At 64.8% G+C, this 25,301-nt stretch carries 24 protein-coding genes and 1 riboswitch; of the genes, 13 read left to right on the top strand and 11 right to left on the bottom strand.

The window, feature by feature from the left end:
• Nucleotides 1–2: 2 nt before the first annotated feature.
• Both VSR72_RS16710 and VSR72_RS16715 read right to left on the bottom strand, forming a co-directional pair.
• On the bottom strand, nt 3–395 hold the full coding sequence (locus VSR72_RS16710; protein WP_342953437.1) for a VOC family protein: 393 nt from the start codon (nt 393–395) through the stop codon (nt 3–5).
• A complete protein-coding gene (locus VSR72_RS16715) occupies nt 392–1,342 on the bottom strand; it encodes a ketopantoate reductase family protein (protein ID WP_342953438.1) in 951 nt (316 codons plus the stop codon). The genes VSR72_RS16710 and VSR72_RS16715 overlap by 4 nt, the downstream gene beginning before the upstream one ends.
• 106 nt (nt 1,343–1,448) lie before the next feature.
• Between VSR72_RS16715 and VSR72_RS16720 the strand changes: the two genes are divergently transcribed.
• Nucleotides 1,449–2,354 (top strand): LysR family transcriptional regulator, encoded by a 906-nt coding sequence (locus VSR72_RS16720; RefSeq protein WP_342953439.1) that lies wholly within the window; start codon nt 1,449–1,451, stop codon nt 2,352–2,354.
• A 95-nt stretch (nt 2,355–2,449) separates the two neighbouring features.
• Here the strand turns inward: VSR72_RS16720 and VSR72_RS16725 are convergent, their stop codons facing one another.
• The 3 genes from VSR72_RS16725 to VSR72_RS16735 form a co-directional block, all read right to left on the bottom strand.
• Nucleotides 2,450–3,133 carry a methyltransferase domain-containing protein gene (locus VSR72_RS16725; RefSeq protein WP_342953440.1) on the bottom strand — a complete coding sequence of 228 codons (684 nt, stop codon included), beginning with the start codon at nt 3,131–3,133 and terminating at the stop codon, nt 2,450–2,452.
• Between the two features lie 114 nt (nt 3,134–3,247).
• Nucleotides 3,248–3,403, bottom strand: a complete 156-nt coding sequence (locus tag VSR72_RS16730; protein ID WP_342953441.1) for a hypothetical protein — start codon at nt 3,401–3,403, stop codon at nt 3,248–3,250.
• 96 nt (nt 3,404–3,499) lie between these two features.
• Nucleotides 3,500–3,733 carry a DUF4148 domain-containing protein gene (locus VSR72_RS16735; RefSeq protein WP_342953442.1) on the bottom strand — a complete coding sequence of 78 codons (234 nt, stop codon included), beginning with the start codon at nt 3,731–3,733 and terminating at the stop codon, nt 3,500–3,502.
• 440 nt (nt 3,734–4,173) lie between these two features.
• On the opposite strand from VSR72_RS16735, the gene VSR72_RS16740 reads away from it, so the two are divergent.
• Nucleotides 4,174–5,346 (top strand): porin, encoded by a 1,173-nt coding sequence (locus VSR72_RS16740; protein ID WP_342953443.1) that lies wholly within the window; start codon nt 4,174–4,176, stop codon nt 5,344–5,346.
• Nucleotides 5,347–5,418: 72 nt separating this feature from the next.
• Nucleotides 5,419–5,553: riboswitch (yybP-ykoY riboswitch) on the top strand.
• Nucleotides 5,554–5,699: 146 nt separating this feature from the next.
• On the top strand, nt 5,700–6,698 hold the full coding sequence (locus VSR72_RS16745; RefSeq protein ID WP_342953444.1) for a sodium:calcium antiporter: 999 nt from the start codon (nt 5,700–5,702) through the stop codon (nt 6,696–6,698).
• Nucleotides 6,699–6,715: 17 nt separating this feature from the next.
• Here VSR72_RS16745 and VSR72_RS16750 read toward each other — a convergent pair whose 3' ends face one another.
• Nucleotides 6,716–7,807 (bottom strand): HPP family protein, encoded by a 1,092-nt coding sequence (locus tag VSR72_RS16750; protein WP_342953445.1) that lies wholly within the window; start codon nt 7,805–7,807, stop codon nt 6,716–6,718.
• A 162-nt stretch (nt 7,808–7,969) separates the two neighbouring features.
• On the opposite strand from VSR72_RS16750, the gene VSR72_RS16755 reads away from it, so the two are divergent.
• From VSR72_RS16755 to VSR72_RS16795, 9 genes are all read left to right on the top strand, one after another.
• A complete protein-coding gene (locus tag VSR72_RS16755) occupies nt 7,970–8,572 on the top strand; it encodes a TetR/AcrR family transcriptional regulator (RefSeq protein WP_342953446.1) in 603 nt (200 codons plus the stop codon).
• 45 nt (nt 8,573–8,617) lie between these two features.
• Entirely contained in the window at nt 8,618–10,057 is a 1,440-nt protein-coding gene (locus tag VSR72_RS16760; protein ID WP_342953447.1) for an MFS transporter, read from the top strand.
• Nucleotides 10,058–10,277: 220 nt separating this feature from the next.
• Nucleotides 10,278–10,655 carry a hypothetical protein gene (locus VSR72_RS16765; RefSeq protein WP_342953448.1) on the top strand — a complete coding sequence of 126 codons (378 nt, stop codon included), beginning with the start codon at nt 10,278–10,280 and terminating at the stop codon, nt 10,653–10,655.
• 129 nt (nt 10,656–10,784) lie between these two features.
• The gene (locus VSR72_RS16770; RefSeq protein ID WP_342953449.1) at nt 10,785–11,720 is read left to right on the top strand and encodes a LysR family transcriptional regulator; all 936 of its coding nucleotides are present in this window, start codon (nt 10,785–10,787) and stop codon (nt 11,718–11,720) included.
• A 40-nt stretch (nt 11,721–11,760) separates the two neighbouring features.
• Nucleotides 11,761–12,435, top strand: a complete 675-nt coding sequence (locus VSR72_RS16775; RefSeq protein ID WP_342953450.1) for a response regulator transcription factor — start codon at nt 11,761–11,763, stop codon at nt 12,433–12,435.
• 201 nt (nt 12,436–12,636) lie between these two features.
• Complete coding sequence (locus tag VSR72_RS16780; RefSeq protein ID WP_342953451.1) at nt 12,637–15,897, top strand: efflux RND transporter permease subunit; 3,261 nt, start codon at nt 12,637–12,639, stop codon at nt 15,895–15,897.
• Entirely contained in the window at nt 15,887–17,104 is a 1,218-nt protein-coding gene (locus tag VSR72_RS16785; protein WP_342953452.1) for an efflux RND transporter periplasmic adaptor subunit, read from the top strand. The genes VSR72_RS16780 and VSR72_RS16785 overlap by 11 nt, the downstream gene beginning before the upstream one ends.
• Nucleotides 17,097–18,551 carry an efflux transporter outer membrane subunit gene (locus VSR72_RS16790; protein ID WP_342953453.1) on the top strand — a complete coding sequence of 485 codons (1,455 nt, stop codon included), beginning with the start codon at nt 17,097–17,099 and terminating at the stop codon, nt 18,549–18,551. The genes VSR72_RS16785 and VSR72_RS16790 overlap by 8 nt, the downstream gene beginning before the upstream one ends.
• A 216-nt stretch (nt 18,552–18,767) precedes the next feature.
• Nucleotides 18,768–19,052, top strand: coding sequence for a DUF4148 domain-containing protein (locus tag VSR72_RS16795; protein ID WP_342953454.1), 285 nt, complete (start codon nt 18,768–18,770; stop codon nt 19,050–19,052).
• Between the two features lie 138 nt (nt 19,053–19,190).
• Here the strand turns inward: VSR72_RS16795 and VSR72_RS16800 are convergent, their stop codons facing one another.
• From VSR72_RS16800 to VSR72_RS16820, 5 genes are all read right to left on the bottom strand, one after another.
• Entirely contained in the window at nt 19,191–19,919 is a 729-nt protein-coding gene (locus VSR72_RS16800) for a response regulator transcription factor (protein WP_342953455.1), read from the bottom strand.
• A 33-nt stretch (nt 19,920–19,952) separates the two neighbouring features.
• Complete coding sequence (locus VSR72_RS16805) at nt 19,953–21,383, bottom strand: HAMP domain-containing sensor histidine kinase (protein ID WP_342953456.1); 1,431 nt, start codon at nt 21,381–21,383, stop codon at nt 19,953–19,955.
• Nucleotides 21,384–21,389: 6 nt separating this feature from the next.
• Nucleotides 21,390–22,064: a response regulator transcription factor gene (locus VSR72_RS16810; protein ID WP_028208339.1), complete on the bottom strand. Its 675-nt coding sequence runs from the start codon at nt 22,062–22,064 to the stop codon at nt 21,390–21,392.
• Nucleotides 22,065–22,213: 149 nt separating this feature from the next.
• Nucleotides 22,214–22,912: a response regulator transcription factor gene (locus tag VSR72_RS16815; RefSeq protein WP_342953457.1), complete on the bottom strand. Its 699-nt coding sequence runs from the start codon at nt 22,910–22,912 to the stop codon at nt 22,214–22,216.
• Nucleotides 22,913–22,927: 15 nt separating this feature from the next.
• Nucleotides 22,928–24,406 carry a HAMP domain-containing sensor histidine kinase gene (locus VSR72_RS16820; protein WP_342953458.1) on the bottom strand — a complete coding sequence of 493 codons (1,479 nt, stop codon included), beginning with the start codon at nt 24,404–24,406 and terminating at the stop codon, nt 22,928–22,930.
• Between the two features lie 433 nt (nt 24,407–24,839).
• On the opposite strand from VSR72_RS16820, the gene VSR72_RS16825 reads away from it, so the two are divergent.
• Complete coding sequence (locus VSR72_RS16825; protein WP_342953459.1) at nt 24,840–25,154, top strand: DUF4148 domain-containing protein; 315 nt, start codon at nt 24,840–24,842, stop codon at nt 25,152–25,154.
• Nucleotides 25,155–25,301: the final 147 nt, after the last annotated feature.

The following is a 25,301-nucleotide window of genomic DNA, read 5'->3' on the forward strand; positions in this document are numbered from 1 at the left end:
ACTCATGCCTCCGCGCGCGGGTTGATGCTCAGCGCCTGCGCGACACACGACGCGGGCCTCGCCTGAATCAGTTCGACGGCAAGGCCATCGGGCAGGCGCAGCCAGTTGCGACCCTGCGGCATCTCGCTGACACCATAGGCCTGGGCCGCAGCCAACGCCGCTTCCAGGTCTTCACACATGACGCCAAGATGCGCGAGGCGCCCTTCAGGCCCTTCGTATTGCGGCGCATGAATGAACTGCAGGCCACCAATCGTCCAGTACTGACTCGGCGCGTCGACGGTGCCATCGACTTCGCGCAGGGTCATGCCGAGCGCGTCTTCGAAGAAGCGGATATGCCAGTGGACGTCCTTCACCCAGATCGCGACGTGCTCCAGATAAGCCTTCGAGCCGCTCATGCCGTTGCCTCCTTGCGCTGCTCGTCGGCCATCGCGCGTTCGATGCCCTTGATGCATGCCACCAGCGTCGCGTTGACGGGCGTCGGCACGCCGAGCCGTTGTCCCCAGCGCACCACCGAGCCGTTGATGAAATCGATCTCCGTGACTGAGCCTTTTTCGAGGCTTTGCAGCATCGACGTCTTGAACGCGGGAGAGAGACCTTCGGCCGCAAGTGCCCAAGCCTGTTCGGGGTCCGTCATCGAAAGCGTGATGCCCGCCGCCTGTGCTGCCGCCATGGCTTCGCCGATGGCAGCGAGCGCCGTCGCCTTCAACAACGGCTCGTCGTAAAGCTGGCCGTAGGTGAGACGCGTGATGCCAGTGATCGCGCCCGTGGCGACGTTGACGAGCAGCTTGTCCCACATCGTGCCCATGATGTTGTCGCTGACCGTGGTCATCAGCCCGGCGGCGTTGAAAGCCTCGGCGATCGCCTGCACCCGGGGCGTGATCCGCCCATCGAGTTCGCCGATATAGGTCGCTTTGCCGGTCACACCCGACTGGACATGCCCCGGACCGCGCAACACGCCGCCGACATACGTCTTGCCTGCCAGCACACGCTCGCGGCCCACGATATCGGCGAGCACGTCTTCGTGCCCGAGTCCGTTCTGCAGCGACAGCACGAGCGTTTCAGGCCCGATCAGCGCGAGTGCGCCGCGCATCGCCGCGTCGGTGTGGAAGGACTTGACCAGCACGACGACCACGTCGGCGACGCCGACGTCGCTCGCCAGGGTCGCGGCTCGCACAGGGACGCGTCGCGTGCCGTTCTCGTCGTCGACCTGCAGACCGTCGCGACGCATCGTTTCGACATGGACGGGCGAACGGTCCAGCAGCCAGGTTTCGTGGCCGCCGTCCGTGAGGGTGGCGCCGATCGCGCAGCCTAGTGCGCCGGCGCCGAGAATCGCAATCTTCACAGGGCTTCTCCTTGACGTGTAGGCACACGATAGGAGTTGGCGCCCATATCGGCAATGCAATGACTACAATGACATCATTACGCCAGACAATAATGCCCGCCGAGCCATGATGCCGCCCGATTTACCCGATCTGAAGCTGCTGCAACTCTTCGACCTGCTCTACGACACGCGCAGCGTCACGCGCGTCGCCGAGCAACTGGGGCAGAGCCAGCCGACTATCAGCATCTGGCTCGGGCGGCTGCGCGAGCATTTGCAGGACCCGCTTTTCATCCGCACGCCTGGCGGCATGGCGCCGACGCCGCAAGCCGACGCGCTGATCGGGCCTTGCCGCGAGATACTCGAATCGCTCAGGCGCTTCGTTGCGTGGGAGATCGCATTCGATCCTGCAACGGCGCAGCGCCGCTTTCGCATCTGCATGACGGATGCGAGCCACATTACGCTGCTGCCGCGCCTGCTCGCGCATGTGCGCGCGCAGGCGCCCGGTATCCGGCTCGAGGCGGCGGGAATCGACGGCAACACGGAGCGTGCGCTGGAGTCGGGTGAAGCCGACCTCGCGATCGGCTATGTGCCGTGGCTCAGCGGCGGCATTTATCAGCAGCAGCTCTATCTACAGGACTGGGTGTGCCTGACCAACCGCCATCACCCGCGCATTCGCGGGCGGCTCGATTTGAAGCAGTACCGTGCAGAGGGGCACGTCGCCATCGAATCGGGCACGGGTGCGCAGTTGCTCGAACAGGCGTTGGCGCGCGAGCGGATCGAGCGTGATGTCGTGCTGCAACTGCCGGGTTTCCTCGGGCTCGGAACGATCGTCCAGACCACCGACCTGGTCGCGACGCTGCCGCGTCACATCGGCGAAACGCTCGCGCAGGCGGGCGATCTGGCCGTCCATTCGTGCCCGATTCCCGTGGATGGATTCGCCGTGCGGCAACACTGGCATGCGCGATATCACCACGAGGCGGGGAATCGCTGGTTGCGTGGCGTGGTCGTTCAGCTGTTCGGCGTTTCGACGTGAGCAGCGCGCGGAGTTCATCGATCGAGGTCTCGACGTGGCTATGACGCCGATCTAGACGTGAGAAGTCATCGCCACTGTCTCGGCCTCCTCTTTTGTCAGCCGCGCCGTTGCGCCATCAACAACACCGAAGCGGGCTTGCCGCTGCGTGGGTCGAGCGGCTCGCGCAACGCGCGCAAAGCGAGACCGCTTGCTTCGAGCAACGCGATCCAGCTTTCCAGCGTGCGAAAGTACCACGGCGGCGCGTCGCGAAACGCAGGGCTGAATCCGGCCCACGATCCGGCGCGCCAGCCATCGACATAAGGTTCATCGCCGCATGCCATGAGCGGATGCAGCGTCTGCACGATGAGCGTGCCTTGCGGCTCCAGCAGCGTGGGCATCGCGCGCAGCAGATCATCGACGCAGGTCGCTCCGATCAGCGAGAAGTTGCACACCACCGCATCGGCGCGGCAGCGCAATGCGCCCTGCGCGACCTGCTCGTACGTCAGCAGGCGGCAGTCCGCGAGTCCCGCCTCGCGCGCGGCCTCCACGAGTTCGGGCACCGCGTCGACGCCCGTGACCGCGACGCCGCGGCGCGCGAGCGCCAGCGCGAGCCAGCCTTCGCCGCAGCCGAGATCGATCACGCTGCGCGGTGTGCACGCGAGCACGGCGTCGAGCACCGCTGCGTCCGTCGCGAGCCGGCGGCTCGCGATCTCGCCGCCGCGCACGGCGGCGATCCAGGGCGTCGCGTTGCGCTGCCATGATGCAAGGACTTCGGCGTCGGTGCGGATATCGCGATTCATGGGTCTCCTCGTACATGCGGATCGTGGATGTGCCACCCGAACGCGTATTATGCGCGCCGCCGCAGACCCCAAGCGGCGCGCGAACACGGCTGCAAGACGAAACGACCGCGCGAATCAGGAGCCAAAGAACGGCACGCAGAAGTCGGCCGGCCCGACGCAATCGCCGGGACCGTTGGGCTGCGGATGCAGGTTCGCGCATCCGGAGAAGGCAGCGGCGACAGTAACGCACAGCGTGGCGCGCAGCACGTAAGAAAGAATGCGTGATTTCATGAATGGTATGCGATGAGCCGACGTTGACAGGCCGCGTTACGAGGTTCCGTCACGACGCGCGGCCTGCTTCGCCGCGACGGGAGCACGCGGGCGGCGTTAGTGGTGCGCGTAGAGCGTTCGATCGAGCGTCTGGATCTGCCCGTCGCGCTCGGCATGCACCAGTTCGTGACGCACCTGTGCGCGCGTGATCGCCGCATCGGCCTGGGGGACTTGTGCGCTTGCCAACTGCTGCACGCTCGCTTGCGGTGCGCTCGCCGCCGTCTGCGCATGCGCAAGCGCCGATATCGACAGCATGATTGCGACGCACGCGCCGCTCTTGAATATCTTCACCTCGTTTCTCCTGTGCGGCCTCACGGGCCGGGGCCATCGGTTCATGGCCGGAAGCGTTGCCCGTTCCGGCATCGAATCGCGTTGCGACTCGTGAGGCAAGGATAGAGGCGCGACTTTCGCCAAACATCCGCACGAAAATGAAGAAATGTTTAATCGTTCACGGACGAATCTCAGTTTCGATATTTACTTAGTCATTCTTATCAATCAGGAAAGTTCGGCGCAAAAAAACAACGCCATCGCATCTCGAAGCCTTGCGAAGCCGCTCTGGCGGCACATTCGCGCTCATGCGTTTTCTGAAACTCAGTCTTTCCGTTTTTCAAATTCGTCCATGGAAGGCGTTACGCATAATCGCCGCTGAATTTCGGGCCGCCGGCCACACCGCGCCTTCTCGCGCCGCGAATTCACTCTCACACCTGCCACTCATTCACGAAGACCATTCAATGAAAAAAACCGCTCTCGCCGCCGCTTTCACGCTGGCATCGTTTGCCTCGATCGCCCACGCGCAAAGCAGCGTGACGCTCTACGGCTCGCTCGACACCTCCGTTGCCTGGTTCGGCAACCAGCAAGGCAAGAACGGCTCGGGCGGCACGTTCCAGATGATGTCCGGCAACATGTCGCCGAACCTCTGGGGCCTGCGCGGCACCGAGGACCTCGGCAACGGTCTTTCGGCGATCTTCAAGCTCGAAAGCGGCTTCAACGTCGACAACGGCAAGCAGGGCCAGGGCGGTCGTCTCTTCGGCCGTACGGCAATGGTCGGCCTGAATTCGGCCACCGCAGGCGCCGTCACGCTCGGCCGCCAGTACGATCCGCTCATCGACTTGCTCCAGCCGCTCACCAACGACGGTGCATTCGGCTCCGCGTTCGCCACGCCGGGCGACATGGACAACTACGACAACAGCTACCGCACCAGCAACTCGATCAAGTATGCGAGCCCTAACTTCGGCGGACTGCAGATGAGCGCGATGTATGCGTTCGGCGGCCAGCCGGGCAGCACGGGCGCGGGTCAGACGTGGGCCGTGGCGGCCGCATACAACCATGGGCCGTTCGGCTTCGGTGCGGGCTATTTCAAGGCCAACAGCAACGGCGGCACGGTCGCGACGTTCGACGGCCTGAATCCGAACACCGATGTCAACGTAGATTCCGCCGCCATTACGGGCGGCTTCGTTTCCGCGAACTCGCTGCAGATCATTCGCGCAGCCGGCGACTACACGTACGGACCGGTGACGGCGGGCCTCGCGTACAGCAACGTCGAATACGCCAACTATCAGAGCGCAGCTGGCGCAAACAGCAACACGAAGTTCAACACCGGCCAGGCCTTCATCAACTATCAGGTCACGCCGGTCGCGCTCGTGGGCTTCGGCTACAACTACACGAAGGGTCATGGCAACGGCGTGGACGCGAGCTACAACCAGTTCAGCCTGGGCGGCGACTACTTCCTCTCCAAGCGCACCGATATCTATGCGCTCGCGGGCTACCAGAAGGCGTCGGGCAAGACGATCGATGCGGAGACCGGTGAGCTCGTGAACGCGGTCGCCTCGTTCGGCGACTTCGGTAACGACTCCACTAACGACAAGCAGGCAATGGTGATGGTCGGCCTGCGTCACAAGTTCTGAGTCTGATGCTGCGCAGCGGGAACGGCGCGCGCGCTGAAAATCGCTCGCCGCCATGAACTTCGGCTATAATCGCCCCCTGTCTTAGGGGAGTAGTCTGCAACGCCTGCCTGGGTGTTGCGCCGCCGTCAACATAATTGGTGCTCCTGCACCATGGCGTCGGCAGCCGTATTGCGAGTGACTGCAGCGTATCGCTGCAACTGCGCGGCCTGACGAGACCTATGACGTTTTCCCTTTCACCCGAGCCGGGCGAAGGGAAGCGTCATGGTTTCGGTGCCCGGCTCGCACATCACGGCAAAAATAATGACTCGTCTCGCCCCGCATCCCTTCTTCATTTGCGCCACGGAGCGTTCGTCATGATCTTGACGTTCGCCCTGCTCATTGCCGCGGCCGGCATCATCTATTTGTCCTGCGAGACCTTCGTCAATAGCGTCGAGTGGCTCGGCCAGAAGCTCAAGGTCACGCAAACCGCCACCGGCACGATCCTCGCCGCCTTCGGCACGGCGCTGCCCGAGAGCGTGGTCACGCTCGTTGCCGTCGCTTTCGGCGGCGATCCCGCGCACAAGGAAATTGGCGTGGGCGCCGCGATTGGCGGGCCGCTCGCGCTCAGCACGATCGCGTATGCCGTGGTGGGCGTCGCGTTGCTCGCGACCGCGAAGCGCGTGGGCCGCGAGCGCGCCGCCCACGTCGATGTGAATACGCGCCGCCTGCGCCGCGACCAGCTCTGGTTCCTCGCGATCTTCGTCGCGAAGATCGCGCTCGGGCTCGTGGTGTTCAGCTTCAAGCCGTTGCTGGGGATTGCGTTTCTCGCGGCCTACGCGTTCTATTGCTGGAAGGAGCTTTCCGCCGAAGACAGCGGCGAAGTCGAAGGCGACCTCGAACCGCTGAAGCTGCGCCCGCACGACGAGAATCCAGCGATGGTGTGGATTCTCCTGCAGACACTGGGCGCGCTCGCGGTGATCTTCGCGGCCTCGCATCTGTTCGTGCAGCAGATCAGCGCCGTGGGGCCGTGGCTCGGCCTGAGCCCCCAATTGACCGCCGTGCTGTTCAGCCCGATCGCAACCGAATTGCCAGAGATCATGAACGCGATCATCTGGGTGCGTCAGGGCAAGGAGCGGCTGGCGCTCGCGAACATCAGCGGCGCGATGATGATTCAGGCCACCATTCCCACGGCGTTCGGCCTCTTCTTCACGCCGTGGCATCTCGGCACGCCTTCGATTCTCGCGGCTGTGACGACCATGGTCGCCATCCTGTTCCTGCAGTGGGCGTTTCGCGCGCCGAAGGTGCGCAGCCGGCAACTCACGCACGTCGGCTGGCTCTATGCGGTGTTCGCAGCGTTGCTGTTCGTGGTGTAACGCGGCACTGAGCAACCTCAGGCTGCTGCTGCTGCGGCCTGAGCGGCGCCTGCATGGTGATGGAGCCAGCGGATCATGTCCGAATGCCTGACCACCCCAACGAGCCGCCGCGCATCGTCCATCACGGGGATGTCGTGGTAGGCGTGCTCGATGAAGATCGGCACCAGATGCGCGAGCGGCGTGGCCCGATGAACCGCGTGCACGCCGGCCGCCATCACCGCTTCCACCGTTTCTTCCACGCGCGCCGACTCGCGCAGCACCGTGCGGCGCAGCGCGATCCAGAGGCGCTTGAGGCCAGCCGCTGGCGCGAGGTCACCGAGCGCGTGGTGCGTGACGACGCCAACCACACGGTCCATGGCATCGACCACGGGCAGCGTCGAAGCCCCGTGACGGCGAAACATTTCGTGCGCCGCTCGCGCACCCATTGTTGCGGGCACGGCGGGACAGCCGATCGACATGATTTCCTCACAAGTGAGTTGTTCGAACGATTTTTGCGGGAAATCCAGCGGCTCCAGCAGATGTTGCGAGAGCGCGGCAAGTGGCGCGGCAGCGGCCTCTGGCGTCGGACGAAATGCGGCGCGTGGATAGCGGTGCCCGGTCAGCGCATGGAACGCGAGCGCGGCGCTGAGCAACGCGACGGACTGGAACGCAATCGGCGCGAGCACGAAGTGAAAACCGAGCGCGTGGACAGCGGGACCGCCGAGCACGGCGGTCAGCGCGACGGCGCCTGAAGGCGGGTGCACGCAGCGGCACAGGAACATCGCGCAGATCGCGAGCGCCACGGCCACGGAAGCCGCTGCGACCGGCGAGGCGATCCATTGCGCACACGCCACGCCGACCAGCGCTGAGACGAAGTTGCCGCCAAGAATCGACCACGGCTGCGCGAGCGGGCTATCCGACGCGCCGAAGAGCAGCACAGCAGAAGCGCCCATCGGCGCCACGAGGAGCGGGATATCGCCTGCCGCGCCAAACATCAAGTGCGTCGCAAGACCCGTGAACGCGATGCCTATCAACGCCCCGCCACAGCGCCGCCCCCGCTCGCGCCATTGCGGCGCGGCCGGGTTGGGCACGAAACTCGTCAGCCATTCGATGAGTGCGGTGCGGGACATAGTGGGGCTTGCTGGTCGGTATGTCAGCCAGATTACCGATGCGCGCCAAATATCAACAATTGATATTTCTGTGCGTACATATAATTCATCCTGTATGCATGTTTGGACTCACTCCACGCATTTTTCTCAGTAATTCGGAATCGTTTGGTCTAGAATAAAGCCATGAAATCCGATACCCGTTCTGGCCCCGGCCGTCCGCGTGAATTCGACGAGCAAGAAGCCGTGCAGAACGCGCTCGAGGTTTTTCGCGCGCGCGGCTATGCCGCCACGTCGCTGCCCGACTTGATCGAAGGCACGCAGCTTTCGCGCGGCAGCCTCTACAAGGCGTTCGGCGACAAGCACCAGCTCTTTCTCGCGGCGCTCGACTTCTATACCGAGCGCGGTATCGCACGGCTCACGCGCAACCTGCGGCACGCCTCGGCGCGCACCGCGCTGCGTGAGGCGCTGCGTCACTACGTGCGCCTTTCCGCCGGCCTCGAAGGGCTTGCGGGCTGTCCGGTCACGGCCGCCGCCACCGAATGCCTGCCCTTCGACGCCGAGGTGAAAGCGCGCGTCACGGACATGTTCGCGCGCATGCAGGCGCTGCTTGCCGGCGCCATCCGCCGCGGCCAGGCAGCGGGCGAACTGGCCGCCAACCAGAACGCCGACGACCTCGCGCGCTTCCTGCTCTGCACGATCGAAGGCATGCGCGTACTGGGCAAGACCGACGCCGGCGAACAGGCGATGGACGCGATTGCTGAAATTGCGCTGAGCGCCATCCGCTAGTTTTTTTGGTTAATTTGGAACCAATTAGTCCCATATGGAGGCCGCATGACGAACCTTTCGACTGTGGAATTGCCGCCCACGCGAGCGGGCGCACGCACCTGGTCGGCGTTGACCGTGCTGCTGATGGGCACGCTCTTGCCGCCGCTCGACTTCTTCATCGTCAACGTAGCGCTGCCGTCCATGCAGACCGATCTGCATGCCAGCGCCGCCATCGCGCAACTGGTGATTTCCGCGTATGCGGCGACCTACGCTATCTTTCTCATCACGGGCGGGCGGCTCGGCGACCTGTACGGCCGGCGGCGCATCTTCCTCGTGGGGATAGTCGCGTTCGCAGCCGCTTCGGCCGTATGCGGGTTCGCCGGTTCGCCTGGTGCGCTGGTCGTGGGGCGCGTCCTCCAGGGCGGTGCCGCAGCCGTCATGGCGCCCCAGGCGCTCGCGTCGATCCACGCGCTTTTTCCGGCGCATCAGAAGGGGCTCGCGCTCAGCCTGTTCGGCACCGCCTATGGGATCGCATCAGTGGCGGGGCAGGCGCTCGGCGGCGTGCTCGTTTCGGCTAATGTATTCGGGCTTGGCTGGCGCAGCATTTTTCTGATCAACCTGCCAGTCGTGATCGTGGCCGCGCCCGCTGCGTACTGGCTCGTGCGCGAAAGCCGCTCGGAGCAACCCGCGAAGCTCGATCCCGGCGGCATGGCCTTGCTCGCCGTGGCGCTGGCTGCGCTCGTAATCCCGCTGATCGAAGGCCGCGAGCGCGGCTGGCCGGTCTGGACGTGGGCGCTGCTCGCGTGCGCCGCACCGCTGTTCGCGATCTTCTGGCGTTACGAGGCGCGTGTCGCGAACGCCGGGCGCGATGCGCTCGTGCCGCCCACTATTTTTGCCGCGCCGGGTCTCGTGCGCGGGCTCGTCGCCACGCTCTTCTTCTATTCGCTCGCACCGTTCTTCATGATGTTCGCGATTTACGTGCAGCGCGCGCTCGGGCTCGCGCCCCTCGAGGTCGGGCTGCGTATTCTGCCCCTGGGCATCGGCTTTTTGATCGGGCCGCTGCTCAACCCGCTGATCGCGCGCCGGTTCGGACATCGCGCGGCAGCGGCCGGCATGGCAATCGAGGGTTGCGGATTATTTTGGACTGCGATGCTTGTTCATGATGAACGATTGCACGCGTTGAGCGCGTCGCTCTTTCTGATCGGTTTCGGCCAGGGCGTGGCACTGCCCGCACTCGTCAGGCGCAATGTCGAATGTGTCGACAGGCGCTGGTCAGGTCTTGCCGCTGGGCTCGTCAGCTCGGTTTTGCAGGTAAGTGCGGCGCTCGCGGTGGCGCTGCTCGGCGGCTTGTTTTTCGCGCTTGCCGGGCCGCAAACGAACGGCGCGCAGGTGGCTCACGCATTTGCGACGACCGTGGCGATTATCGGCATTCTGCTTTTCGTTGCAGCGTTTCTCGCCGGCGGGCGCAATAATCACGCGCCGCAATTGCGCAAACAGCACGTATAAGAATAAGCACTTCCAACGCGCTGCATGAAACGATGGCCATTCTCAGGGCCGCGTTATTAACACGCGCAGCTCATGACTGCGCTGTTGCGGGAAAGCGAGTTGTCGTTTTCTAAATTTGTTTTCATCTGGAGTGCGCCGCAACTTAAAGCATGCGTTCCGATTGGGCACCGATAATGGCTTCCAGTTTCAGCACTGCGAGGAACGCAATATGCAAAAGCCGATGTCTATCGAACTCGTCAACGAATACGGCCAGCACGCGGTTTGCGTGAAGGTGGGCAGTCAGGTCGCGCTGCTCGATACGCCCGATGTGGATGGTCTGATCGAAGAACTCAGCAAGCTGCGCGCGCACATGCAGCCAGCGGTACCCGAGCAACCTTTGCGCTCGCATCAATATGTGCTCGAGATCGATCCGTGCTGGTACACGGAACGCAATCCGCTTTTTGACGGCACCGTGGTGTTTCTGCGTCATACCGGCCTCGGCTGGGCCGGCTTCGCTATTCCCACCGAAAGCGCGCATCGGCTCAAGGCCGCACTCTCGGCACACGAGGCCGCCGCGCAGCGCGACGCGCATGTCTTCGCGCAAGCGCTGCCAAATTAGGCGCGCTGCCAGCCTACTCATTCTTCCCGTCTGACCACGCTCGAAGCGTGTACGAAACGTCGCCGCCATGCGCGGCGTCGATGCCCGCGCTCGCCCTCGTGCTGGCGCGTCTGCCCAGGAATATCGCCCATGAACCAGCTCCAAGCCATGCGCGTCTTTACACGCGTCGTCGATCTGAGCAGCTTCAACCTTGCCGGCAAGCAGCTCGGCATGTCGGCTGCGGCCGTCACGCGCAGCGTCGGCATGCTCGAAGCGCATCTGAACATGCGCCTCTTGAACCGCTCAACGCGCAGCCTTTCGCTTACCGAAGCCGGACGCCTTTATCTGGACGGCTGCCGTGCCGTGATCGATAAACTCGACGAAGTCGAATCGGAACTCGTGCGCGCCACTCGCGACCCCAGCGGCGTGCTGCGCATCGCAGCGCCTGCCGTGTTTGCAAGTTCGGGACTGCCCGCCGTGCTCGGCGCGTATCGCGCGATGAATCCGCGCGTGGAATTCGACGTCACGGCCTACGACACGCACATCGACCTGATCGAAGGCGGTTTCGACGTGTGCTTCGCTACCGACCGCCAGAGCGTGAATGCCTCGCTCGTCAGCCGCAAGCTCACTTCGATCAAGGAAATGCTCGTGGCCACGCCCGCCTGGCTCGCGCGCCACGGCATGCCGCGCACGCCTGCCGAACTTGCCGAGCACGGCCTGCTCGCGGTTTCCGATGCGCCGCGCCACTGGGAGTTCTCGAACGCCGAGGGCGTGCAGCGCATCAACGTGAACGGCCCGATGACGGCCAACGGCTACGCAACCGTGCGCGCAGCCGCGCTCGCGGACATGGGCATCGCGCTGCTGCCGCTGCCGCTCGTAGCCGACGACCTCGCGCGCGGCGCGCTCTTGCCGGTGCTCAACGCGTTCGACGTGAACGGCGGGGTGCAGCACATCTCGATCATTTATTCCGGCCGCAATTACCTCACGATGAAGATCCGCAGTTTCATCGACTTCGCGGTCGAGCAGTTCCGCACGAATGTGGCGCAGACGCGGTCTGCGCCGGCGCCGCTGCGCGCTGTTGCCTGATGCTGCTTCTAGTTCTTTTCGTCACAACGGGTGGAAAGCCATGCCCAGAATACTAACCATTGAAGACGACGCCGTGACCGAGCGCACCGTCGTCCCCACGCTCGCTTCGACCGGCTTCACTGTGGACGTTGCCCGCTCGGGGCGCGAAGGCATTGCGATGGTGATGGCGGGCGACTACGACGTCGTCGCGCTCGAGCGGCGTCTGCCCGACCTCGACGGTCTTACGATCGTCACCACCATGCGCGGCGTGGGGATCGAAACACCCGTGATCGTGATGAGTTCGACCACCAGTGTGGAGGAGCGCATCCAGGGTCTGCGCGCCGGCTGCGACGATTACCTCACACGGCCGTTTTCTATCGACGAGATGTCCGCTCGTGTCGAAGCGCTCGTGCGCCGTCGCACGCGCCCGGCAACAACGGAAACCGTACTGCGCGTGGGCCCGCTCGAACTCGATCTCGTCAAGCGCCGGCTCAGTTGCCGCGACAAGGTGCTGCGCCTGCGTCCCACCGAGTTGCGCGTGCTCGAATTCATGATGCGCCATGCGGGCCAGGTGCTCACGCGCACCATGATCTTCGAAGGCGTGTGGGGCGGCCGCTTCGACCCCGGCACCAATCTCGTGGATGTTCACGTGGGACGTCTGCGCAATCGTGTGGACACCCCCGGCCAACCCTCGCTCATCCGCACGATACGCGGCTCGGGTTATCTGCTCGGTTGACGCAATCCTCAATGCTGCTGCCGCCTTCTCTGCTTCGTTTCAATTCGTAGTCCTTCTTTATAACGAAGCCTCGCGCAGCTAAATCTTTTTTCATTTGCCTGGCTCCCGCGTGTTAGGACGCGCCCGACACAATACCGGCGTCGGCTGCACCCACGCGGGGCGCGCAGCTTGGCGCCGATGTTCTGAACGGAGCCCCATCTGATGCTGAAAATCGTCCGGCTAGCCTTGAACCGTCCGTACACGTTCATTGTGCTGGCCCTCCTGATCCTGATCGCGGGCCCGCTCGCAGCGTTACGCACGCCTACCGATATCTTTCCCGATATCCGCATTCCCGTCATCAGTGTCGTGTGGAACTATGCGGGCCTGCAGCCCGACGACATGGCGGGCCGCATCGTCAGCTATTACGAGCGCACGCTCGGCACCACGGTCAACGACGTGGCGCATATCGAGTCGCAGTCGTTTCGCGGCTACGGCGTCGTGAAGATCTTCTTCCAGCCGACGGTCGATATCCGCACGGCCACCGCCCAGGTCACCTCGGTTTCGCAGACGGTGCTCAAGCAGATGCCGCCCGGCACCACGCCGCCGCAGATCCTCAACTACAACGCGTCCACGGTGCCGGTGCTGCAGCTCGCGCTCACGAGCAACACGCTCAACGAGCAGAAGCTCGCTGACTACGCGACGAACTTCATCCGGCCGCAACTGCTTTCCGTGGCGGGCGTCGCCATTCCGACGCCCTACGGCGGCAAGGTGCGCGAGGTGCAGATCGACCTCGACCCGCAAGCGCTGCAGGCGAAGAAGCTCTCGGCGCAGGACGTAGCTACGGCGCTCGCGCAACAGAACCAGATCATTCCCGCCGGCACGCAGAAAATCGGCCGCTACGAATACAACGTACGCCTGAACAATAGTCCACTCACGATCGATCAGCTCAATGCGCTGCCCATCAAGACCGTGGATGGCGCCGTGATCTATATGCGCGACGTGGCCCACGTTCGCGACGGCTATCCGCCTCAGTCCAACATCGTACGCGTGGACGGTCACCGCGCCGTGCTCATGAGCATCATGAAGAACGGCTCGGCCTCGACACTCGACATCATTGCCGGGGTGAAGGCGAAGCTGCCGCTCATCGAGCAGTCGTTGCCGCCGGGGCTCAAGCTCGTCGCACTCTCCGACCAGTCGGTGTTCGTGAAAGGCGCAGTGAGCGGCGTGGCGCGCGAGGGCCTGATCGCGGCCGCGCTGACCTCGGCGATGATCCTGCTCTTTCTCGGTAGCTGGCGCTCGACGCTCATCATCGCCGCCTCGATTCCGCTCGCCGTGCTCGCCGCGATCGCGGGCCTGGCCGCGTGCGGCGAAACGCTCAACGTGATGACGCTGGGCGGTCTCGCACTCGCGGTCGGCATACTGGTGGATGACGCGACGGTCACCATCGAAAACATCAACTGGCACCTCGAGCAGGGCAAGGACGTGCGCAGCGCGATCCTCGACGGCGCCGCGCAGATCGTCATGCCGGCGCTCGTTTCGCTGCTTTGCATCTGCATCGTCTTCGTGCCGATGCTGCTGCTCGACGGCATTGCGCGCTTTCTGTTCGTGCCGATGGCCGAGGCCGTGATCTTCGCCATGATTGCCTCGTTCGTGCTCTCGCGCACCTTCGTGCCGATGATGGCGCGCTACCTGCTCAAGCCGCACGCTTCGCAAGGTCACGCTTCGGGCGAACTGGCCGCGGTCATGGCGCCGCATGGCTCACACGACCACGCGCCGCCCACGCGCAATCCACTCGTGCTGTTTCAACGCGGCTTCGAGCGACGCTTCGAGCGCGTGCGCGCGGGCTATCGCGTCGTGCTCGGCCTCGCGCTCACGAACCGGCGGCGCTTCGTCGTGGGCTTTCTCGCTATCGTCGCGCTCTCGTTCGCGCTCACGCCGTTCCTTGGCCGCAACTTCTTCCCCGACATCGACTCCGGCGAAATCGCACTGCACGTGCGCGCACCCATCGGCACGCGCGTGGAGGAAACCGCCGACCTGTTCGACCATATCGAAGACACCGTTCGCGAGGCCATTCCGCCCAACCAGCTCACCAGCGTGATCGACAATATCGGACTGCCAAACAGCGGCATCAACCTGACTTACAACAACAGCGGCACGATCGGGCCGCAGGATGGCGACATCCTGATCTCGCTCGCCAAATCTCACGCGCCCACCGCGCAGTATGTGCGCGAACTGCGCACGGAACTGCCGCGCCGGTTCCCTGGCACGACGTTCTCGTTCCTGCCCGCCGATATCGTGAGCCAGATTCTCAACTTCGGTTCGCCGGCTCCGATCGATGTGCAGGTGAGCGGACCGAACCAGGCTGCGAACAAGGTCTACGCGAATGAACTGCTGCACCAGATCGCGAGGATTCCCGGCATTGCCGACCCGCGCATCCAGCAGGCATCGACGTATCCGCAGCTCACGGTTGCCGTTGACCGTTCGCGTGCCGACGAACTCGGCATTACCGAGCAGGATGTGACCAACTCCGTGGTGGCGAGCCTTTCCGGCACGAGCCAGGTGTCGCCGACCTACTGGCTCAATCCGAAGAATGGCGTGTCCTATCCTATCGTCGCGCAAACGCCGCAGTACCGCATGACTACGCTCTCCGACTTGCAGAACCTGCCGGTCACGGGCAAGAGCGGCGGTTCGCAGATTCTCGGCGGTATCGCCACGATTACGCGAGGTGTGAGCGACGCCGTCGTCTCGCACTACAACATCGAACCGCTCTACGACATCTACGCGACTACCCAGGGCCTCGACCTCGGCGCCGTCTCCTCGCAGATCAACAAGGTGATTCACGCTACGGCGAAGGACTTGCCAAAGGGCTCGACGGTCACCATGCGCGGCCAGGTGCAGACCATGAACAGCGCGTTTACGGGTCTTCTGCTCGGTCTTGCCGGTGCAGTGGGGCTTATCTATCTGCTGATCGTCGTGAACTTCCACTCGTGGAGCGATGCGTTCGTGATCGTGAGCGCCCTGCCCGCCGCGCTTGCCGGCATCGTCTGGATGTTGTTCACGACGCACACGCCGCTCTCCGTGCCAGCGCTCACAGGGGCAATTCTCTGCATGGGTGTGGCGACCGCGAACAGCATTCTCGTGGTGTCGTTCGCACGCGAGCGCCTGGCCGTCACCGGCGACGCCATGCGCGCCGCGCTCGAAGCGGGCTTCACGCGCTTTCGCCCCGTGCTCATGACGGCACTTGCGATGATCATCGGCATGGCGCCGATGGCGCTCGGCATGGGCGACGGCGGCGAGCAGAACGCGCCGCTCGGCCGCGCCGTGATCGGCGGCCTGCTCTGCGCGACCTGCGCGACGCTGCTGTTCGTGCCCGTGGTGTTCAGCCTCGTGCACAAACGCGACAAAGGCAACGACAATATTACGCATACCGAATCATCCACGGATCAACCTGCCCTCGAATCGGGAGAAGCCCATGTCTACTGAAATCGACATCGCCTCGCCGCAGCCGCTGCGCCACCTGAAATCTACTGCCGCCATTGCGCTCATGGTCGCGGCGGGCATCGTGTCCGGCGGCATATTCAGCCGTGTCCACGCGCACCAGGAACTCGCCACGTGGACCGACGCGCAGGCCATTCCCACCGTCGCCACTGTGCAGCCGCAAGCGAGCCCGGCGTCGCAGCCGCTCGTGCTGCCGGGGCGTCTCGCCGCCTACATCAACGCGCCCATTTATGCGCGCGTGTCCGGCTACCTGCACGCGTGGTACGCCGACATCGGCACGCACGTGAAGGCGGGCCAGCTGCTCGGCGTGATCGATACGCCAGACCTCGACCAGCAGCTTCAGCAGGCGCGCGCCGATCTGCAGAACTCCGTCGCGAACGAAAAGCTCGCCGCTACCACCGCCAAGCGCTGGACCGAGATGCTCAAGCAGGATTCGGTTTCGCAGCAGGAGGCCGACGAGAAAACCTCCGATCTGATTGCAAAGCAAGCCACCGTAGAGGCGAACGAGGCCAACGTGCGGCGGCTCGAAGCGCTCGAATCGTTCAAGCGCATCACGGCCCCGTTCGACGGCATCGTCACCGCACGCAAGACCGATGTGGGCGCGCTGATCGACGCGGGCAGCGGCAGCGGCCCCGATCTCTTCACCGTCTCCGATGCGAGCCAGTTGCGCGTGTACGTGAGCGTGCCGCAAAGCGACGCCGCCTCGATCAAGCCCGGCATGCACGCCACGCTCACCGTGCCCGAGCGCCCAGGCGTGAAGTTCGACGCGAAGCTCGTGGACACCGACCAGTCGATCTCGCCCGCTTCGGGCACGATGCTCGTGCAACTCGCCGTGGACAACAAGCAGGGCCTGCTCTTCCCCGGCGAATACACCGAAGTTCACCTCGCGATGCCGGGCGACGCGCACGCGCTCTTCGTGCCCGCGAGCGCGCTGATCTTCCGCGCGCACGGCATGCAGGTCGCTGTCGCGGACGCGCATCAACACGTGCAGTTGCGCGACGTGACGATAGGCACGGATCTCGGCACGCGCGTGGAAATCACCGCCGGCCTGCATGCAGGTGAGCGTGTGATCGACAACCCGCCGGATTCGCTCGCGAACGGCGACCTCGTGCGCCTCGCGTCGACCAGCGCGCCGGGCGCGCAGTCGACGCAGACCGCAGCCGTGCGCGACACGGAGCGTGCGCATGGCTAAGCAGTCTGTGCGTGCGCACCCGTTGCGCGCCGTTGCGCTCGCAGCGGCCCTGCTCCTCTCGGCATGCTCGTTCGCGCCCACGTATCACGCGCCCGCCACCGCCATCCCCACGCACTTCAAGGAAGCGGGCGACTGGCAAACGGCACGCCCCGCCGACCAGCTCCCGCGCGACGGATGGTGGCATGCGTTCGACGACCCCGTCTTGAATCAGCTCGAGCCGCAGGTGGCGAAGGCGAATCCGAATGTCGCCGCAGCGCTCGCGCGTCACGATGAAGCCGATGCGCTCGTGGCGCAGGCTCGCTCGGCGCTGCTGCCGACCATCGGGGCGGAGGCGAACGTCTCGCGCGAACGCCAGTCGGCGCTGCGCCCGCTGCGCGGCTCGGATCAGCCGAACGTGTACAACTCGAACACGCTAGACGTGGGCATCGGCTACGACCTCGATCTGTGGGGCAAAGTGCGCAACGAGGTGAAGGCAGGCCAGGCGTCGAGCGTAGCCAGCGAGGCCGATATCGCTTCGCTGCAACTGAGCCTGCAGGCGAATCTCGCCACCACATGGTTCGACCTGCTCGGGCTCGACCAGCAGTCGAAGCTGCTCGACGACACCATCGCCGCCTATCGTCATGCGCTGGAGCTGACTGAGAGCCGCCATCGCGGCGGCATTGCTTCTTCGCTCGACGTTTCGCGTGCAAAAACGCAACTCGCCTCGGCGCAGGCCGCAGCCGACGATGTGAGCGCGCGCCGCGCGCTCTACGAGCACGCCATTGCCACGCTCATCGGCGTGCCCGCCTCGCAATTCAACGTCGCGCCGGACACGATCCGCCCGCATCTGCCGAATCTGCCCGCGGGTCTACCCTCGGCGCTGCTGCAGCGGCGGCCCGACATCGCCGCGGCAGAACGGCGCGTCGCCGCCTCCAACGCGCAGATCGGCGTGGCGAAGGCCGCGTTCTTCCCCGATCTTTCGCTCGGGCTGGACGGCGGCTTCCAGAGCGATACGTTCTCGCCGTGGATCGTCGCGCCCAACGAGATGTGGTCCATCGGTCCCACGCTCATGATGACGATCTTCGACGGCGGCCGCCGCGCGGCGGTCGTGCGCGGCGCGCAGGCGAAGCTCGCCGAAAACGGCGCGCAGTACAAGGCCACGGTGTTGAGCGCGTTCCAGCAGGTCGAGGACAATCTCGCGCTGCTGCATCATCTCGGCGACGAAGCGCAGCGCGAAGACGAGGCGCTCACGGCGGCGCAAAGCACCCTCACGCTCTCGATGTCGCGCTACCGCGACGGCGTGGTGAGCTACCTCGACGTCGTGACGGCGCAAACGACCGAGCTTTCGACGCAGATTGCCTCGCTGGAACTGGACACACGGCGCCTCGATGCCACCGTCGGCCTCATACAGGCAATAGGCGGCGGCTGGAGCACACAGGACCTGCACGAGGGCAAGGCGGCTTCCTGAACGCATCTGAAGCAGCCGTAGCGGCTTTTATCATCCCTCGAACCCCGCCCTTGCGCGGGGTTTTTCTTTTCACCGAATCCTCTCAGCCCGATAAACATTTCTTCATGGTGCTGCATCGGGTTCGATAGGGTGACCTAACTATTCTACTCACACCGGGATGCGATTTATCGCATTCGCTAACCGGCTAACCGATCTCACTCCTGGAGGAATAGTCACATGAAGGCTCTCATGATCATCGCTGCGCTCACCGGTGTTGTCGCCACCACGTCCGCTTTTGCGCAAACCACAGCGCCCGCGGCCGGCACGCAGGCGAGCCAGCCCGCGGCTGCCACCCAGGTCGCGTCGAACGATACGGCCCCCACGGTCGCGCCCGGCGGATGGGTACCGCCTTATGGGCAAGCGGTGCATGAAAAGACGCGCGCCGAGGTGTACCACGAACTCGTTCAAGCGGAACAGGACGGTCAGCTTGCGTACCTGAATTCCACGCTCTACGCGCACTGAGCACGACAGGCGGGGCTTTGCGAGCACAAGCGAACGGCACGCATTCAGCGTGCCGTTCGCTTTTTGATGTTAACAAACGCATGTGCCAGGATCCGGATAGGTAACCGGTTCCCACAAACGGTTACCTCTGCGCGCGGATCAGTCGAACGTGGGTAACGTCAGTTGATAGCCGTAGCGACTGATGGTTTCGATGCGCACTTCGATGCCCTGGCGCGCGAGCTTGCGCCGCAGCCGCGAAACAACGAGGTTGACCGTCGACGCGTCGATGTCGTCCTTCTCAGGCCACGCGTAACGGATCATCTGATCGCGCGGCACAGGCACGTTGGTCTGACGCAGCAGGCATTCGACGAGCAGGTACTCGCGGCGCGTGAGTTCCGCGCGGCGCGAACCCTCCACGATCTCGCGCGTACCCGCGTCGAGTTGTGGCGTGTTCTGGAGGGGCTGGGCGCCGTTTGTGGCCTGCGCGGGCTGTGCGCCCTGCACGCCGCCGCCAGGCGCCGCCGTGGTGCGCAATAGCGCATGTATGCGCTCGTGCATCTCGATGAACGAGAACGGGTAGCGAAAGCACGCGTCGGCGCCCGCGCGCAGCACTTTCGAGCGCTCGCTCGCGCTCGCTTCGATGCCGAGCACGGCGATGATCGTCGCGCCGGCGCCGACCTTGGAGAGTCCGGGAAGGATGCCGTGCAGCGCGGGCAGCAGCGCGCCGTCGAGCGCCATGACGATTACCGCATCGAAGGGTTCTTCGCCAGCGACGAACAGACCATCGCGCAAGTCTTCCGCGCGCTGCAGACTATGTGCGCTTTCCTGCAGGGCCTTTTGAAGCCAGGCGCCTTCGGCGTGATTCGGGGAGATGAGGAGTATGCGCATGACGGCGATTGCCCGGCGGCTGGACGGGAGGTCTCAGGCGAGCGAGCGCGGCCAGCATTCCACGCTCATGCGCGTCCCCGGACCGCCCGGCTTTTCGCCCGCCAGTTCGCGCGCGTCGTCGATACGCAGCGTGAAGTCGTGAACGCGCATCACGGCGGCCACGACGGAAAGCCCCAGGCCCGAGCCGGCAATGTGACGGACCGCCTCGCCGCGATAGAAGCGCTGCAGGACCGCCGCTCGCTCGGCAGGCGCTATGCCGGGACCGTTGTCCGCCACTTCGAGCAAGGGGCCGAGCGGCGTCGAGCGCAGCGTCACGCTCACCACGCCGCCTTGCGGCGCGAACTTGATGGCGTTGTCGATCAGATTGTTGAACGCTTCGAATAACAGCGCGCGGTCGCCGTGAATCTCGGCAACGGGTTCGGCTGCGATACGCCATTCGAGTTCGCGGCTCTCGGCGAGCGGCTCGTAGAGGTCGGCGAGTTCCTGCACCAGTGCGTGCAGATCGACGGTCGCAAAGCCGCCGCGCCTTTGCAGCGTGCCGATCTCGGAGATGCGCAGCATGGCGCGAAAGCGCTCTAGCAACTGACCGGTTTCGGTGCGTGCCTGATCGAGCAGCACCGCACCGGCGGCGTCGCCGCGCACGCTGTCGCGCTCGGCTACGCGCGCGAGCAGCGTGTGCAAATGCACGAGCGGCGTGCGCAGGTCGTGTGCGATACCGTCGCAAGCGCCCTTCACTTCACTCATGAGCCGCTCGACTTCGTCGAGCATGTGGTTCACGAGATGCGCGAGCATGTCGAGCTCGTCGTCGCCGCCCACAGGCAGGCGCCGGTCGAGGTCGCCGCGCGCGATGCATTCGGTCACGCGGCGGATCTCGCGCACGCGCCGGATCTGTCGCATGCCGAGCACAAGACCGCCCGCCGCGGCACCGAGCAACGCGAGCACGGCACCTGCCGCGAGCGTGCGCACCATGATCTTGCGGATGCGCAGCACGCTAGTCATGTCGCGCGCGACGACGAGGTGCATGCCGCTCGGGCGCACTTCGCCCATCGCGCGGACCACGGGCGATACGTCCTGATTGAGCAGCTTCAGCGTGTGGGCATGCGTGCTGCCTTCGCGCGTATACGTGAGATGCGGCGGCGGCGCCAGCAGGTCGCCCGCGACGTAGCGGCCGTCGCTCGTAAAGAGTCCGTAGTAATTGACATGCATATGCTCGTGTTCGAGCCGCTGATAGATGGCTTCGGGCAACTGCGCGTCGGGGATCGAGTCGAAATAGATGAGCTGCCAGCCCATGATCGTGTCGGCGTCCCGCTCGATCGTGCTGCTCGCGGTCCACGCAATGAAGCCGACCAGCAGCGTGAGAAAGACGCCGAACAGCGCCGTGTACGCGCACAGCCAGCGAAACGTCGTGGTGTGCCAGCGCCTGCGCAATGGCGCGGACGCGGCGGAAGAAGAACGGCTCGACAAAGCGGTTTATCCGAGAATGTAGCCGGAGCCGCGCACGGTCTGAATGAGCGGCGGCACGCCCGGCGGATCGATTTTCTTGCGCAGGCGGCCCATATGCACGTCGATCAGGTTGGTGCCCGGATCGAAGTGATAGCCCCATACGGCTTCGAACAGCATGGTGCGGGTGATGGTCTTGCCCGCATGGCGCATCATGAATTCGAGCACACGGTACTCGGTGGGCAGCAGCACGACTTCTTCGCCGTCGCGGCGCACCTTGCGCGAAATGAGGTCGAGTTCGAGCGGTCCCACGCGCAGCGCGGTCTCTCGCGCAACGCTCGCGGCCTGGCGGCGGCGCAGCAGCACCTCCAGGCGCGCGGTGAGTTCTTCGGGGTCGAACGGCTTGGTGAGGTAGTCGTCGCCGCCGGCGCGCAGGCCTCGCACGCGCTCATCCACGTCGCCGAGCGCGCTCAGCATGAGCACCGGCGTCTGAATGCCGACCGTGCGCATGGCCGTGAGGATCGACAGGCCATCCACGCCCGGCAGCATGCGGTCGAGCGTGATGGCGTCGTATTCGTCGCTCATCGCGCGGGCCATGCCGTCACGGCCGTTGTCGACCCATTCGACGGCAAAGCCGCGCTGCGTCAGCTCGCTGACGATCTCGTTGGCTGTGACGGCATCGTCCTCCACCGTCAAAACGCGCACCTGACTCATCTTTCTCGCACTCCGTCGTGCCGGCGGCACGACTATTCAAGAGCCTCGAGTTTACCGTTGCCCCCGCGCCGCGCCGCGAATCCTTTCATGAAATTAAATTTAAGGTTGCAACGGCAATACGGTCTCGCGCGCTTCGGCGCTTACATACTGATTACGCCGATGATTGCCTGAGGCGCGTGCAGGTCGAGTTGATAGCCGTACCGGTTCACCGTCTCGACGCTCGCGTGCGCGCCGTGCGACGCGAGTTTGCGCCGCAGACGCGAGACGACGAGGTTCACGCTCGACGGCTCGACGTCGGCTTTGTCGGGCCACGCATAGCGAATCAGATGCTCGCGCGCGACGGGCGCCCCCGCGTGACGGAGCAGGCATTCGACGAGGAGATACTCGCGCGTGGTGAGCGGCACGCGGAGCATGCCCTCCACGAGGTCGCGCGTGGACGGGTCGAGGCGCACGAGCGGCGCGCTCGCGTGTACGAGTGCGCCGCGGCGTAGCGCGAGCATGCGCTCCTGGATTTCGAGAATGGACCAGGGTTGCACGAAGCAAGCGTCGGCGCCCGCGCGCAGAAGACGCGCGCAGTCCGCGGGTCTCGCGCGTGCGAGCGCAACGACGATCGCCGGCGCGTCGTGCATACGCGTGAAGACCGCAAGCGCGGCGGCGATGCCATCGTGCGCCTCGGGCCCGGCAGCGCAGAGGAACACCGTATCGAACGGCTCCTGCGACGCGAGATAGACGGCGTACTCGACGTTGTCGGCAACCTCGACGCTGTTCAGGCTCTCGCTCAACGCCTTGTACAGATAACTTCGCTCGGTCGCCGAGGACGAGCACAACAGGACTCTCATCGATCAAGGGCCCGTTTATGCGTGTTGTGCGTGGTGCGCTTGATGCGTCCAGCAGTCGATCGTGACGATCGTCCCCGGATGCGCCTCGCCAATGGCAAGGCGATAGTCGTGCAGCCGCACGATCGCCGAGACGATGCCAAGCCCGAGGCCGGTGCCCGGGAGGTGACGGGTGCGCTCGCTGCGATAGAAGCGGCTCAGCACCGCGGCACGCTCGCCGGGCGCGATGCCGGGTCCGTTGTCGCCGATTGCGAGCTGAGGTCCGCTCGAGCCCGCGCGCAACTCGACATGGACAGCACCACCATGTGGCGTGAATTTGATGGCGTTGTCGAGCAGATTGCTCAAGGCCTCGAAGAGCAGCGCGCTATCGGCGTGAATGGGTTCGACCGGCGCCACGGCGACGTGAAGGTCGACGGCTTTTTCCTCGGCTAGCGGAGCATAGAGTTCGCATAGCTCGCGCACGAGATCGGAGAGCGCCACGCTTGAAAAGCCGCGGCGGCGATCCATCGCGCCGATCTCCGAAATGCGCAGAAGTGCAGAGAAGCGGTTAAGTACAGCATCGGCCTCGCCTCGTGCGCCAACGAGCACGCCGGCGAGCACCGCTTCGCCGCGCTGCTCCATCGCAACGGCCGCGTGCGAGAGGCGCAGGCGCAGTCGTGTGAGCGGCGTGCGCAGATCGTGAGCAATACCGTCGCATGCGCTTTTCACCTCGCCCATCAGGCGCTCGACTTCGTCGAGCATGCGATTCACGAGGTGCGCGAGCATGTCGAGTTCGTCGCGCCCGGCTACCGGCAGCCGCATCGCGAGGTCGCCGTTCGCGATATGTCGCGTGGCGCGCTTGATCTGGGCGACGCGCCGGATCTGCCGCATGCTCAGCACGAGTCCGGCGCACAGGCTGCCGGCGAGGCACAGGAGGCCGCCGCCGAACAACGCCTTCATCAACTCGTCATGAACGTGACGCACGTCGGAGAGCGTGCGCGCGACGACGAGGCGCGCGCCATCGGGCCGAATCTCGCCCATGGCGCGCAGGGACGATCGCGCGGAACCGGGTTCGAGCACGAGTGTCTGGCCGCGCGTATGCTCGTGCGACTGTCCGTAGCGCCCCAACGGGAGGTCCGTGGGCATGACGCGGATATCGCCGGCGAGCCAGCGCCCGTCCGGCGCGAACAAGCCGTAGAAGTTGTCGCGCCGGTCGGGGCGCCTCAGGCGCGCGTCGATTGCGCCGGCCAGGCCCGCGTCGCTGCGCGAATCGAAGTAGCGCAGTTGCCAGCGCAGGCCGCTGTCGGTTTCGCGCGTCATCGCGCGCGTCACCGAGTACTCGATCACGCCAAGCAGCGCCATGAACGCAAGCGAGAAAATCGCCGCGTAGGCGGTGAACCAACGGAACGTGGTCGTTTGCCAGTGGTCACGGGCAATGTCGCGTGCGTTCGGCGCGGCGCGCGAGGACGCTGGAACGAACAGGCCTCGCCCGAGCGCCACCCAGGCGGACAGGTTCATCGCGCGCCTCGCCAGCGGACACCCGAGTCGCGCATGGCCGACACGCGTGCGGCCGCGCTGCGCGCATGCACTGCTTTCTCGCTGACTGACATGGCTACCCCCGATGGCGATGAATGGTCGGCCCGACGGCTCGCTGGCAAACCTGCGAACGCGGATGCGCTCGTGCCCGGCAATCATAGTGGCGCGCCCTCGACGTAACGGCATCACGGCAATGAAGAGCGCGTCATCTTCTTACTGGCGCGTGACGCGCACCTGTCATTTTGTCAATTCGTGCGTACGCGGGGCCTCGTGTCATGCGCGGGTGGGGCAGATGAACCTTCTGTCATTCCGCTGAGCCCGATCCAGCATCGGCACTTCCTTATTCTCGAATCCGCTTTTTCGCGCGTTCGCGCTTTTTCATTTCGTTGCGGGTTCATCAAAAGGAGGATTCATCATGAGGTCATGGCTGAAGTTCGCATGGGTACCGTTTGTGGGAGCGCTGAGCGTAAGTGCGCTCGCCGCACCGCATCTGACACAGCAGGAATGTCACAGCTACCCGTTCGTCAAACCGGCCCACGAGGTCACGCATGCGGATCTGATGCGGGAACTGACGGAACTCGAGGCAGTAGGCTACGAGCCGCACGCGGAAGACGACAACTATCCTGCCGATATCGAGGCCGCCCAGCAGCGTCTCGCGGACGTGTATCACAGCGATTGCCTGCCGCAGCACACTGCGGCTGCAGTGACCGATCCCGCGAATACGGACTGAGACCGCAGACGGGGATCGGACCGGCTGGTGCGCCGTAGGTCACCGATGTACTTTGTGCAGTGCACCTTCACCGGGACCATTGGGGCTTTCTGCGATCCCTTCCGGTGGTGGTTCATGTGTACCTTCGGCGGCTCCCATATTCGGTAA

This window comes from Paraburkholderia sp. JHI869 (assembly GCF_038900775.1).
Lineage (GTDB): Bacteria > Pseudomonadota > Gammaproteobacteria > Burkholderiales > Burkholderiaceae > Paraburkholderia.

Bases quoted from the DNA above. Each gene is read 5' to 3' on its own strand.
- VSR72_RS16710 (WP_342953437.1), bottom strand. From the start codon at position 395: ATGAGCGGCTCGAAGGCTTATCTGGAGCACGTCGCGATCTGGGTGAAG.
- VSR72_RS16720 (WP_342953439.1), top strand. From the start codon at position 1,449: ATGATGCCGCCCGATTTACCCGATCTGAAGCTGCTGCAACTCTTCGAC.
- VSR72_RS16725 (WP_342953440.1), bottom strand. From the start codon at position 3,133: ATGAATCGCGATATCCGCACCGACGCCGAAGTCCTTGCATCATGGCAG.
- VSR72_RS16730 (WP_342953441.1), bottom strand. From the start codon at position 3,403: ATGAAATCACGCATTCTTTCTTACGTGCTGCGCGCCACGCTGTGCGTT.
- VSR72_RS16740 (WP_342953443.1), top strand. From the start codon at position 4,174: ATGAAAAAAACCGCTCTCGCCGCCGCTTTCACGCTGGCATCGTTTGCC.
- VSR72_RS16745 (WP_342953444.1), top strand. From the start codon at position 5,700: ATGATCTTGACGTTCGCCCTGCTCATTGCCGCGGCCGGCATCATCTAT.
- VSR72_RS16750 (WP_342953445.1), bottom strand. From the start codon at position 7,807: ATGTCCCGCACCGCACTCATCGAATGGCTGACGAGTTTCGTGCCCAAC.
- VSR72_RS16755 (WP_342953446.1), top strand. From the start codon at position 7,970: ATGAAATCCGATACCCGTTCTGGCCCCGGCCGTCCGCGTGAATTCGAC.
- VSR72_RS16760 (WP_342953447.1), top strand. From the start codon at position 8,618: ATGACGAACCTTTCGACTGTGGAATTGCCGCCCACGCGAGCGGGCGCA.
- VSR72_RS16765 (WP_342953448.1), top strand. From the start codon at position 10,278: ATGTCTATCGAACTCGTCAACGAATACGGCCAGCACGCGGTTTGCGTG.
- VSR72_RS16770 (WP_342953449.1), top strand. From the start codon at position 10,785: ATGAACCAGCTCCAAGCCATGCGCGTCTTTACACGCGTCGTCGATCTG.
- VSR72_RS16775 (WP_342953450.1), top strand. From the start codon at position 11,761: ATGCCCAGAATACTAACCATTGAAGACGACGCCGTGACCGAGCGCACC.
- VSR72_RS16780 (WP_342953451.1), top strand. From the start codon at position 12,637: ATGCTGAAAATCGTCCGGCTAGCCTTGAACCGTCCGTACACGTTCATT.
- VSR72_RS16785 (WP_342953452.1), top strand. From the start codon at position 15,887: ATGTCTACTGAAATCGACATCGCCTCGCCGCAGCCGCTGCGCCACCTG.
- VSR72_RS16790 (WP_342953453.1), top strand. From the start codon at position 17,097: ATGGCTAAGCAGTCTGTGCGTGCGCACCCGTTGCGCGCCGTTGCGCTC.
- VSR72_RS16795 (WP_342953454.1), top strand. From the start codon at position 18,768: ATGAAGGCTCTCATGATCATCGCTGCGCTCACCGGTGTTGTCGCCACC.
- VSR72_RS16800 (WP_342953455.1), bottom strand. From the start codon at position 19,919: ATGCGCATACTCCTCATCTCCCCGAATCACGCCGAAGGCGCCTGGCTT.
- VSR72_RS16815 (WP_342953457.1), bottom strand. From the start codon at position 22,912: ATGAGAGTCCTGTTGTGCTCGTCCTCGGCGACCGAGCGAAGTTATCTG.
- VSR72_RS16820 (WP_342953458.1), bottom strand. From the start codon at position 24,406: ATGAACCTGTCCGCCTGGGTGGCGCTCGGGCGAGGCCTGTTCGTTCCA.
- VSR72_RS16825 (WP_342953459.1), top strand. From the start codon at position 24,840: ATGAGGTCATGGCTGAAGTTCGCATGGGTACCGTTTGTGGGAGCGCTG.